Raw genomic sequence first — 14,851 nt, 5'->3', positions numbered from 1 at the left:
TCTCGATCCTCTCACCGTCGCTGCCGGTTCGACCGACCCCCGTGCCGGCCGGGCACGTCGGCCCTGCTCAACCCCGCCCGCACGCGGCGCTCGGGGGTTAGAATGAGGGGACATCGCTACGACGGGAGACGCACGATGACCACCGCACTCCTCTCCGATCTTAGGTCCGCCCTGTCGAGGTCGCAGGAGGTGGTCAGCGACCGGCCCGTCGACCTCTCGCGGATGGCCCACGACGCCTCCCACGTGCTGCTTCACCCCCGCGCGCTCGTCGTGGCGCGCGACACCCCCGACGTCGCGCGCACCCTGGCCGTCGCGGCCCGCCACGGGGTGCCGGTCACGTTCCGCTCGGGTGGCACCTCGCTGTCGGGTCAGGCCGTGACCGACGGTGTGCTCATCGACACACGCCGCGGCTTCCGCGACGTCGAGGTCCTCGACGACGGGGCGCGGGTGCGGTGCCGCCCCGGCGCCACGGTGCGCACGGTCAACGCCCACCTCGCCCCCTACGGCCGGGCGCTCGGCCCCGACCCCGCCAGCGAGGCGGCGTGCACGATCGGCGGTGTCGTCGCCGACAACTCCTCGGGGATGGCGTGCGGCACGACCCACAACACCTACCGCACCCTGGACGCCATCGAGGCGGTCCTGCCGAGCGGCACCGTCGTCGACACCGCGCTGCCCGACGCCGACGCCCGGCTGCGCGCCGCCGAACCGGAGGTGTGGGAGGGCCTGGCCCGGCTGCGGGACCGCGTGCGCGGCAACCCCGACTCCCTCCGGCGCATCGCCCACCAGTTCTCGATGAAGAACACGATGGGCTACGGGGTCAACAGCTTCGTCGACCACGACGAGCCGGTGCAGATCCTCGCCCACCTGCTCGTGGGCTCCGAGGGCACGCTGGGATTCATCTCCTCGGCCACGTTCCGCACCGTCGCGGTGCACCCCCACGTCTCGACGGGACTGCTCGTCTTCGACCGGATCGAACCGGCCACGGCCGCCCTCCCCGCGATCATCGAGGCCGGGGCCGCCACCGCCGAGCTCATGGACGCCGCCTCGCTGCGCGTCGCGCAGGGACTGACGAACCCGGTCGAGGCCCTCCGCGATCTGCACGTGCGCGAGCACACGGCTTTGCTCGTGGAGGCACAGGCCCCCGAACGCGACGAGCTCGACGCGCGCGTGGAGGTCCTCTCCTCGATCCTCGCCGACCTGACCCGCGACGGTGCGCTGACCGACCTCGCCGTCCCCACCCGCTTCTCGACCGACCCGATCCCCCGCGCCCAGGCCTGGCAGGTGCGCAAGGGCCTCTACACCGCCGTCGCGAGCGCCCGCCCGGCCGGGTCGACGGCACTGCTCGAGGACGTCGTCGTCCCCATGCCCGCCCTCACCCAGACGGTGCGCGACCTCGGTGAGCTCTGCGCGCGGCACGGCTACGGCGACGCGGTGGTCTTCGGGCACGCCAAGGACGCCAACCTGCACTTCATGATCAATCCCGACCTGCGCGACCCGGCCCAGGTCGACACCCTGGCGGCGTTCAGCGACGACCTCGTGGACCTCATCCTCGCCGCCGACGGCTCGCTCAAGGCCGAGCACGGCACGGGCCGCGTCATGGCGCCGTTCGTGGAGCGTCAGTACGGCGAGGAGCTGTACGCGGTGATGCGCGAGGTCAAGCACCTGTTCGACCCCCACAACGTGCTCAACCCCGGCGTCATCATCACCGACGACGCCCAGGCCCACCTGCGTGACCTCAAGCACCCGACGCTCGTGGACGAGGCGATCGACCGCTGCGTCGAGTGCGGGTACTGCGAGCCGGTGTGCCCGAGCCGCGACGCGACGACGACCCCGCGCCAGCGCATCGTCCTCATGCGCGAGATGGCCGCGGGCGCCGAGTCCATCGCGCCCGACTTCGACTACATGGCGGTGCAGACCTGCGCGGTCGACTCCCTGTGCCTGCCCGCTTGCCCGGTGGGCATCGACACCGGCGCCGTGATGAAGGACCTGCGCCGCCGGGCCCAGCCGGACACCGCCCAGCAGGTCGGCGTCATGCTCGCCGACCACTGGGGGCCCACCCTGACGGCGCTGCGCACCGGTGTCGGCGCCGCCGGACTCGCCCCGGCGACCCTGCTCGAACGCCTCACCGACACCGCTCGGCGCCTCGTCTCCCCCGACCTGCTGCCCCGTGTCGGCGGCGACCTCCCCGGGCCCGGGTACTCCCGGCGCACGAGTGCCCGGCAGGAGCCCGGCGACGTCGTCCTGCTGCCCTCCTGCATCGACGAGCTGTTCGGTCCCGACGGTGGCGGCTCCGGCGCCGCGGCGGCGTTCCTCACCCTGTGCGACCGGGCCGGGGTGGCCGTGCGCCTGCCCGAGCAGATGCACACGCTGTGCTGCGGAACCGTCTGGCGCAGCAAGGGGTTGGTCGACGGACGCGACCGGATGGCGGTCCGCACCGCCCGCGCGTTGCTCGAGGCGAGCGAGGACGGCCGCGTCCCCGTCGTCACCGACGCGAGCTCCTGCACGCACGGCCTGCACGCGCTGCCGTCCGACCTCCGCTCGGCGGGCGAGGAGAGGCTCGCCGCGCGCCTGGAGGCCCTGACGATCATCGACTCCACCCGCTTCGTCGCCGAGCAGGTGCTGCCGCGGCTGACGATCGGGCGCCGGGTCGCCTCGGCCGTCCTGCACCCCACGTGCTCGGACCGCCACGCGGGCGACCTCCCCAGCCTGACCCGGCTGGCCGAGGCGATCGCGGAGGAGGTGGTCGTGCCGGTCGAGGCCGGCTGCTGCGGGTTCGCCGGCGACCGCGGGATGCTGCACCCCGAGCTCACCGCCGCGGCCACTGCGCGGGAGTCCGCCGAGGTCACCGCGCGGTCCTACGACCTCTACCTCTCCTCCAACCGGACGTGCGAGATGGGTCTGAGCCGGGCGACCGGCCGGCCCTACCGTCACGTGCTCGACGCCCTCGCCGACGCCGTGGACGTCCCGGCCTGACGAAGGTCGGTGCGTCGCCGACAATCTCGGAGTTCCCTTCCCCGTCGGGACGGGCGTGGCAGGATTCCCCCGCAACGATGCGACTCGGGGGCGTACATGAGGTTCGTGACACGACTCGCCCACCGGCGCGTGCGCCGACATCCCGGCGCCGCGGCCCTGGGAGCCCTGTGCGTCCTGCTCGCCTGTTTGGCGACGACGACCGCGCAGGTGCACGCGCAGGCCGCCGGCGAGGCGGCGCGCGCCCAGGCTCTGGCCTCGCAGGACCCGCGGATCGTCGTGCGAGGCCCGACGTCACCGGGCTCCCCGAGGCCGACCGGGCCGTGGCCGGCATCGCCGCCGGCATCCCCGGATCTCGGCTCCAGCGGTGGCTGACCTCCGCGACCTACGGCCTGACCGGCGGCGATCCCCGGCTGCGCCTCGAGTTCGCCCACGGTGACGGGGCGGGCGGCGTGGAGATCATCACCGGCAGGGCGCCCACGGGGATCGCCGAGGTCGCGGTCCCGGAGGCGGTGGCGCAGCGCCTGGGTCGGCGGGTGGGCGAGGAGATCGTCCCCGCCACGCTCGTGCCGGGACGCCCCGCGGTGCCGGCCCTGCGGTTGGTCGGGATCTACCGTGCCGATCCCGACGATCTGGTCATGCGCGACGTCCTGACCGGCGGCGGGATCCGCGAGAGCGACTACATCACCGTGGGCCCCCTGCTCGTGGCCGGCCGGGACCACCCGACGCTCGCGGCCGGCGCGTCGGGGACCTGGTGGATCACTCCCCCGTCGCAGACCCGGGACCTGCTCGGACCCGTCACGGCCGCCCTGGCCTCCCTGCGCGGTGACCCCGCCCTCGCGGGGTTCTCGGTGCACACCCACCTGATCGAGTCGCTCCAGGCCGCCGACGAGCAAGAACGCGCGACCGCCGCGGTCGTCGTCGGGCCCGGCATGCTCCTGGGCATGGTGGCGCTCGTGGCGGTCGCCCTCGTCGGGCTGCTCCTCGGAGAGGTCCACCGGCACGGTGACCGGCTGCTCATCAGCCGCGGCGCCTCACGCGCCCAGGTCCTCGCCCTCGTGCTGCTCGGGATGCTCGTGCTCGTGCCCGTCGTCATCGGCGCCGCCCTGCTCGCGCCCGTCCTCGCGGATCTGCTCCCCGGCGGTGGCGACGCGAGGATCTTTGCGACGACCTGGGGTGTCGCCGTCCTCACCGCGGTCTTCGGCGCGATCGCCTCGACCACCGCGAGCCTGTCCGGGGTGCGCGATCTCGGGGGTGACCGGCTCGGTCTCGCCGGGCCCGTGCTGTCGGTGGCCCTCGCCGCGCTCGCCTGGTGGCGCCTGCGGACCGCGCCCGAACCGGGGCCGCTGACCACGCTCGCCCCCGCCCTGCTGGCGCTCGGGGCCGGCGCGGTCGGTGTCGTCCTCGTCCTCGCGCTCGCCGGACTGACCGGCCGCCTCCCAGGGGGATTCGCGACGACGTGGGGCGCGTGGTCGGCGCGACGCCCCTCCCCCGTGATCGTGACGATGCGGCTGCTCACCGTGCTGACCGCGGCCGTCCTCGCCCTGACGCTCACCCAGCTCGCCACCGCCGGGTCCACCGCCCGGGAGCGCGCCATCGCCGAGGTTCCCGCGCCCACGTCCGTCGACGTCGCCCTCACCGGGCCGGAGCGCACCTCCGAACTCCTCTCGCACCTGCCGAGCTCGACCGCCGTCTGGCGCGGCGAGTTCACCCTGGGCGCCGGAACACGTGGGGCCGTGATCGCCGTCGACGACGCGGCGGTGGCCTCGACACCTCTGGTCGGCCCGGATCCCGACCCCACCTGGCCGCAGGCCGCCGACGCGCTGGGGCGCAGCGGCCCGGGCGCCCCGCCGGCGGTGCTCACCCGGTCACTGGCGGATCTCGTCGGTGTCGCAGTGGGCGGATCCACGCAGCTCACGGTGGGATCCACGCAGGTGCCGCTGCGCGTGGTGGGCATCACCGATCGGGTTCCGGGACAGGGCGGCGAGACGTACGCCGTCCTCACCGACCTCACCGCGTTCCGCGCGGCGATGAGCGGGGTCGACATCTCACCTCGGCAGATCTGGACCGACGCCCCGAGATCGACCGCGGCCGCGCTCGACCGCGGCGACCTGCGCATCTCCACCCAGCAGGAGGCCTTCGACCGCGCCCACGCGCAACCGGCGTCCGCCGCGCTGCGTGGTGTGCTCCTGCTCGGCCTGGGCACCACGCTCACGGCCTGCGTCCTCGCCGCCCTCGCCTGCGCCGTCGGCGCGCGACGTGCCCGCAGGCGCGATCACGCCGTGCTGGCCGCGCTGGGCGCGCCGCCGGGACTCGTGCGGCGCGGGGTGGGCCGCAGCGAACTGCTCCACGTCCTGCTCTGCGTCGTCGTCGGGACGGGGGCGGGGACGCTGCTGGCCTTCGCCGTCGCGGGTGCGTGGACCGTGACGCCCACCGTCCTGCCCACCCCCGTCCTCCCGGTCGGGATGCTCGGACTCGGCGCCGCCGGTCTCACCGCCCTGGTGTGGCTCGCCGCCCTCCCGGGCCTCCGGGCGCACGACGCGTCGCCGTCGCACCGCCTGCGGGAGGGTGCGTCGTGACCGGTCCCCGCACCTGGACCCGCCTGGCGGGCTCGGCCCGGTCACGGGTTCTGCTGCTGCTCGTGGCCGTCACCGTCGCCGTCGTGACCGCGCCGGCCGCGGCGCTGCCGCCCCTCACCGACGACGCCGCGGCCCAGCGCCTCACCCAGAGCGTGCGGGAGGCGCCCCGCGCCGGCCGGTCCCTCTCGGTCACCACCGGGTACGACGTGCCCGAGATGCCCACCGAGGGAACACCGTTCGACCCGGTCACGGCAGGGGTGGAGCAGGTCATGGGTCCGGCCGCGATGGCCCACTTCTCGCCGGTGACCCCCACGGTGTCGACGGTCGGCACCCTCGCGGTCTCCCCCGCCCCACCCGGCGAGCAGCGACTGGCCCGTCTCGTCCTCTCCCCCACCCTCGACGACGCGGTGCGCTGGGTCGAGGGCCGGGCGCCGGCAGCCACCACCGATCCCGTACTCCAGGTAGGACTCTCGGCCACCTCGGCCCGAGCACTGCGCGTCCGCGTCGGGGACGAGTGGAGCATCGCCACCTCCCCCGCCGCCCCCGAACAGCGGCGTCGGGTCGTCGTCGTCGGCCTCTACGACCCGGTCGCCGCCGAGGCGGACCTGTGGTCGGCGTTCTCCGAGCTGCGCACGCCCGTCCCCATCCCCCAGCCGGACGGCGGGATCGCGCAGTTCACCGGCCTGGTCGTCGCCCCCGGGGAGCATCAGCGCCTGCGGGAGGTCTTCGCCGGGCCGTTCCTCTACGAGTGGGCCTGGGCGATCCGGCCGGATCGGATCACCCCCGCGGACATCCCGGATTTCGAGGCGGCGATGGCCCGGCTGCGGTCCGCGACCGCCGACCGCACCGGCGGCCCCGTGCAGGTGCGGTCCGGCCTCGACGTGACGATCGACCGCTGGCGGACCGCGGTCGTCACCACGCGGGTCATGGACGGCGCGGTCGGGACCGGGCTCGTCGTGCTCGGCATCCCGCTGCTGCTCCTGCTGTGCCGGTTGCGCGCCGAGGACCGCCGCGAGGCCGACCGGCTGCTCACCTCGCGCGGCGCCTCCCGCGGGCAGTCGGTCGGCCTCGCCCTGCTCGACGTCGCACCGGCCGCGCTGGCGGGGGCCCTCGTCGGGTACGCCGCGGCGTGCCTGAGCGTCGGACGAGGTGTCCCGGGCTGGTGGGCGGCCCTCCTGCTCGCCGCGGTCGCCGTGGCCACGGCCCACTCGACCCTGTCGGGGCTCACCGACCTGACCGGCCGCGGAGACCGACGGCGTCTCGGCCGCGTCCGCTCCACGACGCGGGTCGTGGCGCTGCTCCTCGGCCTCGGCGTCACCGTCGCCGCCGTGCTCACCGCGCGGCAGACCGCGGCCGAGACGCCCCGCGGCCTCGCGCCGCGTCCCGACCTGCTCACCCAGAGCCTGCCCGTGCTCCTGGCGGTGTGCGCCGGGGTCCTGCTGGTCCTCCTCCTGCGGGGGCTCACCCGCCTCCTGGCCGCCTGCGGCTCGCGGCGCGGCGTCGGGGTCTGGCTCGGGCTGCTCCAGAGCGTGCGCTCGCCCCAGGTCGCCACCCTGCCCGTCGTCGCGATCGTCGTGGCCGCGTCGCTCACCGTGTGGCTGACGTCGATCTCGCACACCCTCACCGAGCACCGCGAGCTGCAGACCTGGCGCGAGACCGGCGCCGCCCTGCGCATCGACGGCGATCGCCTCGAGGACGTGACCGGCACCGTCCGCGCCCACTCCGGAGTGCACACGGTCGCGCCCCTGGCCGAGCGGCCGGGTCAGGTGGCCGGTGCCGGTGGCGGCCTCGGATCACGGGTGTCCGTCGAGGTACTCCTCGGCTCGTCGGCCGAGGTCGACGCCGTCCATGCCGGCACCCCGCTCGAGCCCGGCGAGGACGCCGCGCCCCCACGCGTGCTCGGCGGCGACGGCCTCGCCGTCGTGACCTCCGCACCCCTGCCGGCGCTGGACCGCCCCGACCCCACCCTCGTCGTGGAGAACCGCCGCCTGCCCATCGCCTCGGTCGTCGTCGACCCCGGGCTCGCCTCCGGGGACCGCCCGGTGGTCCTCGCTCCCCGCGAGGCGGTCGAACGGGCGCTCGGCCGGCCGGTGACGACGACCCGGCTGCTCGTCGCCGCCGACGAGAGCGCCGCCGCCGACCTCGCCGCGCAGGTGCCCGGGCTGTCACCGATGGTCACCGACGTCGTGGGCCGGGCCGCCATCGCCCGGTCCCGCGGCGAAGAACCCCTCACGGCGCACATCGACACCGTGGTGATCCTCACGGCGGCCGCCGCCGCGCTGCTGGCCGCCCTGGCCGTGCACGCGCTCGCCGCCGCGACCGCCACCGCCCGCCGCCGCGTGCTGGCCCGCGCCCGCGTCCTCGGGATGCGGACCGGTGACCGTCGCCGGCTGGTGGCCGTCCAGGTCCTGCCCCCGGCGGTCGCGGCCATCGCTGCCGGACTCCTCACCGGCCAGGCCCTGCCACCCCTGGTGCCGCGGCTGGTCGACCTGTCGCCGTTCACCGGCGGCGCGCCCTGGCCGCCGCTGACCCCGTCGTGGGCGGCCGTCGCCGCCATCGGTGCCGGCCTGCTCGTCCTCGTGCTGGCCGTCGTCGCGATCGATCTGCGCGCCACCACCGGCCACCTCACGTCCCACCTACGGGCAGGAGAAGACCCATGAGCGTCGTCATCCGGTGCGAGAACCTCGTCCGCATCTTCACCTCCGCCGGCGTCGAGGTCGTGGCGCTCTCGGGGCTCGACCTCCTCGTCTCCGACGGGGAGTTCGTGGCCGTGGTCGGCGCCTCCGGCAGCGGCAAGTCGACCCTCCTGCGCATCCTGTCCGGCCTCGACCGCCCGAGCGCCGGGTCGGCGCACGTGGCCGGGCACGACCTCATCGCGATGGGCCGCCGCGAACGGCTCCGATTCCGTCGCGAGACCGTCGGATTCCTCTACCAGCAGGCCGCCGACAACCTGCTGCCCTACCTGTCCGTGGCCGACAACGTGGCCACACCGATGCACCTCGCCGGAGCCCGCTCCGCGCAGGTGCGCACCCGGGTCGCCGACCTGCTCGACCTCGTGGGACTCGCCGACCACGCGGATCGTCGGCCCGCAGCGTTGTCGGGCGGCCAGCAACAACGCGCCGGGCTCGCGGTCGCCCTCGCCAACTCCCCCACGGTCCTGCTGGCCGACGAGCCGACCGGCGAACTCGACACGGCCACCGCCGAGGAGGTCTTCGCCGCGCTGCGGACGGTCAACGCCCACCTCGGGACGACCGTCGTCGTCGTGACGCACGATCCGGGCGTCTCCGAGCAGGTGGGGCGCACCGTCGGCATCCGCGACGGACGCACCAGCTCGGAGGTCCTGCGCCGCACCGAGATCGACCACGAGGGCCGCTCCGAACTCGTCGCCGAGGAGTACGCCGTCCTCGACCGCGCCGGGCGACTGCAGTTGCCCCGCGACTTCACCCGCGCCCTCGACCTGCGCGACCGCGTCCGCCTCGACCTCCGACCCGACCACATCGGCGTCTGGCCGGGCCGCACGACCGCGTCACCCGAGACGTCCGAGACACCTGAGACCCCCGAGACCCCCGAGGAGAGGACGCCATGACCGACGCGTTGCGCCTGCGGGGTGTGTGCAAGACCTTCGGCAGCGGCGAGAGGGCCGTGCACGCCCTGCGCGACCTCGATCTCGACGTCGCGCGGGGTGAGATGGTCGCCGTCCGCGGGCGGTCGGGCTCGGGCAAGACGACGATGCTGCACGTCATCGGCGCCCTGGAGAGTCTCGACGCCGGCAGTGTCACCGTCGAGGGCCGCGACGTCGGTGCCCTGGACGAGGAGGGCAGACTCGCGCTGCGCCGGGACGTCGTGGCCTACGTCTTCCAGTCCTTCGGTCTGATCCCCGAGCTGACCGCCGAGGAGAACGTGTCGATCCCGCTGCGGTTGCGCCGGATGCCGCCGCGGGAACGCGACCGCCGCGTCGCCGACATCCTCGAGGAGGTCGGGCTCGGCCCGCACACCCGGCAGACGCCGCGTCAGCTGTCCGGTGGCCAGCATCAGCGGGTGTCCCTGGCCCGCGCCCTCGTGGCGCAGCCCGCAGTGTTGCTCGCGGACGAGCCCACCGGTCAGCTCGATTCGGAGACCTCCGCCGAGATCGTGGCGTTGATCCGCAGCACGATCGCGGCGCGCTCGATGACGGCGCTCCTCACCACGCACGACCCCGTCATCGTCGGATACGCCGACCGCGCACTCGAACTCACGGACGGCCACCTGAGTGACGCGTCCACCCCGACCGCCGGGCGGCCTCGAGCGACCGTTCGGCGCATCGTCGGCGGCGTATCGCCCGAAACGGACGGAGACTCTTGACGCCCGGACCACACGATTCTACCTTGAGCGTATTGGTCTGACCACTAACGGTCGGCCATCACATCCTTCCATCGTCCCGGAGCCGCGCCGATGATCACTGCCTACCAGCCCGACATCTCCCCACTCGGACCGCTCTGGCTGTCCGCACTGGTCGGGATGCTCCCCCTCGCCACCGTCTTCGTCACCCTGGGACTCCTCAAGTGGAAGGCCCATTACGCCGGACTGACCGGCCTGGCGGTCGCGGTCCTCGTGGCCGTCCTCGCCTACCACATGCCCGTGGCACACGCCCTCAACTCGGGCGTCATGGGCATGGTCTTCGGCCTCTTCCCGATCATGTGGATCGTCTTCAACGCGATCGTGCTGTACCAGATCACCGTGGTGTCAGGACGGTTCGAGGACCTCCGCGCCGTGTTCGACCTCATCTCCGACGACCCGCGCGTGCAGGCCATCGTCATCGCCTTCTGCTTCGGCGGACTCATGGAGGCCCTCGCCGGGTTCGGCGCCCCCGTGGCCATCACCGGTGTGATGCTCATGGCCGTCGGGTTCTCCTCGCTGCGCGCCGCCACGGTCGTCCTCCTCGCCAACACCGCGCCGGTCGCGTTCGGCGCCATCGGCACCCCGATCCTCACCGCCGGCCGGCTCACCCACATCGACCCGGCGGTCATCGGCGCCTACGTCGGCCACCAGACCCCGATCGTGGCGTTCTTCGTGCCGCTGTTCATCTGCTTCCTCACCGACGGACGCCGCGGCGTCAAGCAGGTGTGGCCGCTCGCCCTCGTGACCGGGCTCGCCTTCGGCGTCTCGCAGTGGATCAGCGCCACGTACATCTCGATGGAGCTCACCGACATCATCAGCTCGCTGTGCGGCCTGGCGGTCGTCGTCCTCATGCTCCGCTTCTGGAAGCCCCAGGGCCGCGACGAGGCCCGCGCCTCCCTCCGCGAGGAGTACGAGCGTGAGCGCGCCGACATGACCGACGCCGAGCGCGCCGAGTCCGAGCCCGCCACCGAGCGCGGCGACCGTCCCGCCCTCACCGCCGGCCGCATCGGCATGGCCCTGTTCCCCTACCTGCTGGTCATCGCGTTCTTCTCGGTGGCCAAGCTCGTCCCGGCCGCCTCCGCCGCCCTGACCGCCACGGACCTCAAGATCCCCTGGCCTGGCCTGGACGGCCAGATCCTCACCGCCGCCGGCAAGCCGAGCGCATCGACGGTCTACACGTTCGGGTGGCTGTCCAGCCCGGGCACGATCCTGCTCATCTGCGCCGTGGTCGTCGCCCTCGTCTACCGCGTGCCGGCGTCGAAGTTCTTCGGCGAGTACACGCACAACGCCCACAAGATGCGGTTCTCCTTCCTCACGGTGGCCTCGGTCCTCGGCCTCGCGTACGTGATGAACCTGTCCGGTCAGACCATCACCATCGGCACGTGGATCGCGGGCACCGGCGCCGCGTTCGCCTTCCTCTCCCCGATCCTCGGGTGGCTCGGCACCGCGGTCACCGGGTCCGACACCAGCGCCAACGCCCTGTTCGCCACCCTGCAGCAGGCCGCGGCGCAGGAGATCGGCATCGACCCGACGCTGCTCGTGGCGGCCAACACCTCCGGTGGTGTCGTCGGCAAGATGATCAGCCCGCAGAACCTCACGATCGCCGCGACGGCCGTCGGGCTGCTGGGCCGGGAGTCCGAGATCCTCCGGCGTGTGATCTGGTGGAGCCTCGGGCTGCTCGTGCTCATGTGCCTGCTGGTCGGCCTCCAGTCGACCCCGGTCCTGTCCTGGATGTTGCCGTGAGCACCGCACCGATGAACGGAGACACGATGACCGCCCCGACGTCGACCACACCCGCCACGTCCCCGACGACGGCGACCCCGCGCTCCAGCGGCGCGGGGCTCCGGGTCGCCCTGTTCGCCACCTGCGCGAACGACGTGATGTTCCCCCAGACGCCGAAGGCGGTCGTGACGCTGCTGGAGCGTCTCGGGTGCACGGTGGTCTTTCCCGAACGGCAGACGTGTTGCGCGCAGCCGTTCGTCAACAGCGGCTACTTCGACGAGTCGGTCCCGGTGGTGCGCAACCACGTGGAGACGTTCGCCGAGTACGAGTACGTCGTGGGCCCCTCGGGGTCGTGCGTCGGCGCGGTCCGCCACCAGCACCGGATGCTCGCCGAGCACGCCGGGGATGCCGGCCTGGCCCGTGAGGCCGACGCGGTGGCCTCGCGCACGTACGACATCAGCGAGTTCCTCGTCGACGTGCTCGGGGTGGTCGACGTGGGCGCCTACTTCCCCCACAAGGTCACGTTCCACCCGACGTGCCACTCAATGCGCATCGCGCGGGTCGGCGACAAGCCGATGCGGCTGCTCGAGGCCGTCAAGGGCATCACGATCCTGCCGCTGGTCGACGCCGAACGGTGCTGCGGCTTCGGCGGGACGTTCGCGATGAAGAACCCCGACGTGTCCACCTCGATGGCCGGCGACAAGGCACGGCACGTGCTCGACACCGGCGCGGAGTACCTCGTCGCCGGCGACAACCTGTGCCTGCTCAACATCTCCGGCGTCACCGGCCGGCAGCAGGGTGGGGTCAAACCCATCCACCTCGCCGAGATCCTCGCGAGCACGGAAGGAGAGCGGTCATGACCACGACCGACGGCACCCACCGCACCGACCGCACGCCGACCTTCCTCGGCGCGACGATCCCCGTCGCCGGACACCCGGCCCCGCGGTACGAGGGCGCGAACCGCCGCACCCCGGCCCCACCGTCGGGTGAACTGCGTGACGCCCCGGGCTTTCCCGTGGCCGCCCGCCGTGAGCTGGCCAACCCGGTCCAGCGCGGCAACCTCCACCACGCCATGACGACGATCCGCACCAAGCGCGAGCGGGTCGTCGCCGAGCTGGACAACTGGGAGGACCTGCGGCTCGCGGGCGAGGCCATCAAGAACCGGACGCTGCGCCACCTCGACCACTACCTGGTGCAGCTCGAGGAGAACCTCACCCGGGCCGGCGCCACCGTCCACTGGGCCCGCGACGCGGCCGAGGCCAACGAGATCATCATCCGGCTCACCCGCGCGGCTCTGGCCGAGGACGACGACGCGTGCGGCTACGACGGCACCGGCGTGGTGGGCGACGAGGTGGTCAAGGTCAAGTCGATGGTCACCCAGGAGATCGACATGAACGAGGCCCTCGAGGCCGCGGGCATCGCCGCCTGGGAGACCGACCTCGCCGAGATCATCGTCCAGCTCGGGCACGACCGCCCGAGTCACTTCCTCGTCCCGGCGATCCACCGCAACCGCGCGGAGGTCCGCGAGATCTTCCTCGAGGAGATGGGCAACTACGGTCGCCCCGCCCCGGCGGACCTCGACTCCGAACCCCGCCACCTCGCGGGCGCGGCCCGGCTGCACCTGCGCGAGAAGTTCATGCGGGCCAAGGTCGCGATCTCCGGGGCCAACTTCGCCGTCGCCGACACCGGCACCCTGTGCGTGGTGGAGTCCGAGGGCAACGGCCGCATGTGCCTGACGCTGCCGCAGACCCTCATCTCGGTCGTGGGCATCGAGAAGGTGCTGCCGACGTTCGAGGACCTCGAGGTGTTCCTCCAGCTCCTGCCGCGCTCCAGCACGGCCGAGCGGATGAACCCCTACACCTCGCTGTGGACCGGGACGGGTCCCGACGGGGTCGACGGCCCGGCGAACGTCCACGTGGTGCTGCTCGACAACGGCCGCACGCACGTCCTGCAGGACCGGCAGGGCCGCGCCGCGCTGCGCTGCATCCGCTGCACCGCCTGCCTCAACGTGTGCCCGGTCTACGAGAAGGTCGGCGGGCACGCCTACGGCTCGGTCTACCCCGGCCCGATCGGGTCGATCCTCACCCCGCAGCTGCGCGGCACGGGCTCCGCGGTGGACAAGTCGCTGCCGTTCGCGAGTTCGCTGTGCGGCGCGTGTTTCGACGTCTGCCCGGTGCGCATCCCCATCCCCGACCTGCTGGTGCACATGCGCAACAAGGTCGTGGAGACCAAGAAGGCCGAGGCCAAGGCCAAGAAGGGGTTGCCGTTCCTGGCCCACGGCGAGTCCGCGTCGCTCACCGCGGCGGCGTGGATGATGGCCGACCACCGCCGCTGGAAGGCTGCCACCAAGGGCGCCGGGCTCAGCGGCCGGTTGCTCGGGCGTCTGGACCACATCGGTCCGATGCCGGGACCGTTGTCGCTGTGGACGAACGCCCGTGACGTCCCGGTCCCACCCACCGAATCCTTCCGGTCCTGGTGGAAGCGCGAACGTGGAGGGGAAGAGCAGTGACGACCAGCACGAGCGCCAAGGACGAGATCCTCGCCCGCATCCGCACGGCCCTGTCCGACGTCCCCGACGCGGGTGACACACCGCCGGAGCAGGACACCCCGGTGGCCTGGTCGTACGGCCGGCCCACCCGCACCGAGGGTGTGCTCGAGGTGTTCGTCGAGCGCGTCGAGGACTACAAGGCCGAGGTGGTCCGGTGCCGCGCCGAGGAGGTGCCGGCCCGCATCGCCGAGGCCCTGAGCAGCCGCGAGGCGGGAACGGTCGTCGTCCCCGCCGAGTTGGATCCCGCGTGGCGCGAGGCGATCTCGGGCGCCGGGATCGAGATCCGCGAGGACGAGCCCCGCCTGTCGCGGGCCGAGCTCGACGCGACCGACGCGGTGGTCACGGCGTGCTGCGTGGGGGCGGCCGAGTCGGGCACGATCATGCTCGACCACCGCGGCGACCAGGGGCGGCGCGCCCTCTCCCTCGTCCCCGACCTGCACGTCTGCGTGGTGCGGGCCGACCAGGTTGTCTCCGACGTCCCCGAGGCGGTCGCCCGGATCGCGCCGTCGGTGCGCGAGCAGCGGCAGCCGATCACGTGGATCTCCGGCGGTTCGGCCACCAGCGACATCGAACTCTCCCGGGTCGAGGGAGTCCACGGCCCGCGCACCCTGGTGGTGATCCTCGCGGAGTGAGCGAGCGAGTGAATGCGCCCGGA

Annotated in this window: 10 protein-coding genes; all 10 read left to right on the top strand. The window is 73.5% G+C overall.

What is annotated here, in order from left to right; genetic code table 11:
* The first annotated feature begins 135 nt into the window (after positions 1-135).
* The 10 genes from QQK49_RS05775 to QQK49_RS05730 all read left to right on the top strand — a co-directional run bounded on the left by QQK49_RS05775 (position 136) and on the right by QQK49_RS05730 (position 14,828).
* Positions 136-2,973 carry an FAD-binding and (Fe-S)-binding domain-containing protein gene (locus QQK49_RS05775; protein ID WP_284303113.1) on the top strand — a complete coding sequence of 946 codons (2,838 nt, stop codon included), beginning with the start codon at positions 136-138 and terminating at the stop codon, positions 2,971-2,973.
* Positions 2,974-3,078: 105 nt separating this feature from the next.
* Entirely contained in the window at positions 3,079-3,345 is a 267-nt protein-coding gene (locus QQK49_RS05770) for a hypothetical protein (RefSeq protein WP_284303112.1), read from the top strand.
* Positions 3,294-5,549, top strand: coding sequence for a hypothetical protein (locus tag QQK49_RS05765; protein WP_284303111.1), 2,256 nt, complete (start codon positions 3,294-3,296; stop codon positions 5,547-5,549). Before QQK49_RS05770 ends, QQK49_RS05765 begins: the two co-directional genes overlap by 52 nt.
* On the top strand, positions 5,546-8,209 hold the full coding sequence (locus QQK49_RS05760) for an FtsX-like permease family protein (protein ID WP_284303110.1): 2,664 nt from the start codon (positions 5,546-5,548) through the stop codon (positions 8,207-8,209). The genes QQK49_RS05765 and QQK49_RS05760 overlap by 4 nt, the downstream gene beginning before the upstream one ends.
* The gene (locus QQK49_RS05755; RefSeq protein ID WP_284303109.1) at positions 8,206-9,135 is read left to right on the top strand and encodes an ABC transporter ATP-binding protein; all 930 of its coding nucleotides are present in this window, start codon (positions 8,206-8,208) and stop codon (positions 9,133-9,135) included. The genes QQK49_RS05760 and QQK49_RS05755 overlap by 4 nt, the downstream gene beginning before the upstream one ends.
* Complete coding sequence (locus tag QQK49_RS05750) at positions 9,132-9,890, top strand: ABC transporter ATP-binding protein (protein ID WP_284303108.1); 759 nt, start codon at positions 9,132-9,134, stop codon at positions 9,888-9,890. Before QQK49_RS05755 ends, QQK49_RS05750 begins: the two co-directional genes overlap by 4 nt.
* A 90-nt stretch (positions 9,891-9,980) precedes the next feature.
* Positions 9,981-11,669 carry an L-lactate permease gene (locus tag QQK49_RS05745; RefSeq protein WP_284303107.1) on the top strand — a complete coding sequence of 563 codons (1,689 nt, stop codon included), beginning with the start codon at positions 9,981-9,983 and terminating at the stop codon, positions 11,667-11,669.
* Between the two features lie 26 nt (positions 11,670-11,695).
* Entirely contained in the window at positions 11,696-12,508 is an 813-nt protein-coding gene (locus tag QQK49_RS05740) for a (Fe-S)-binding protein (protein WP_431310572.1), read from the top strand.
* The gene (locus tag QQK49_RS05735) at positions 12,505-14,157 is read left to right on the top strand and encodes a lactate utilization protein B (protein ID WP_284303105.1); all 1,653 of its coding nucleotides are present in this window, start codon (positions 12,505-12,507) and stop codon (positions 14,155-14,157) included. The genes QQK49_RS05740 and QQK49_RS05735 overlap by 4 nt, the downstream gene beginning before the upstream one ends.
* A complete protein-coding gene (locus QQK49_RS05730; RefSeq protein WP_284303104.1) occupies positions 14,154-14,828 on the top strand; it encodes a LutC/YkgG family protein in 675 nt (224 codons plus the stop codon). The genes QQK49_RS05735 and QQK49_RS05730 overlap by 4 nt, the downstream gene beginning before the upstream one ends.
* Positions 14,829-14,851: the final 23 nt, after the last annotated feature.

Source organism: Mobilicoccus caccae (assembly GCF_030161635.1).
GTDB classification, from domain to species: domain Bacteria; phylum Actinomycetota; class Actinomycetes; order Actinomycetales; family Dermatophilaceae; genus Mobilicoccus; species Mobilicoccus caccae.
This window is presented reverse-complemented; position numbering and strand designations above follow the sequence as displayed.

Bases quoted from the DNA above. Each gene is read 5' to 3' on its own strand.
- QQK49_RS05750 (WP_284303108.1), top strand. From the start codon at position 9,132: ATGACCGACGCGTTGCGCCTGCGGGGTGTGTGCAAGACCTTCGGCAGC.
- QQK49_RS05755 (WP_284303109.1), top strand. From the start codon at position 8,206: ATGAGCGTCGTCATCCGGTGCGAGAACCTCGTCCGCATCTTCACCTCC.
- QQK49_RS05775 (WP_284303113.1), top strand. From the start codon at position 136: ATGACCACCGCACTCCTCTCCGATCTTAGGTCCGCCCTGTCGAGGTCG.
- QQK49_RS05740 (WP_431310572.1), top strand. From the start codon at position 11,696: ATGACCGCCCCGACGTCGACCACACCCGCCACGTCCCCGACGACGGCG.
- QQK49_RS05735 (WP_284303105.1), top strand. From the start codon at position 12,505: ATGACCACGACCGACGGCACCCACCGCACCGACCGCACGCCGACCTTC.
- QQK49_RS05745 (WP_284303107.1), top strand. From the start codon at position 9,981: ATGATCACTGCCTACCAGCCCGACATCTCCCCACTCGGACCGCTCTGG.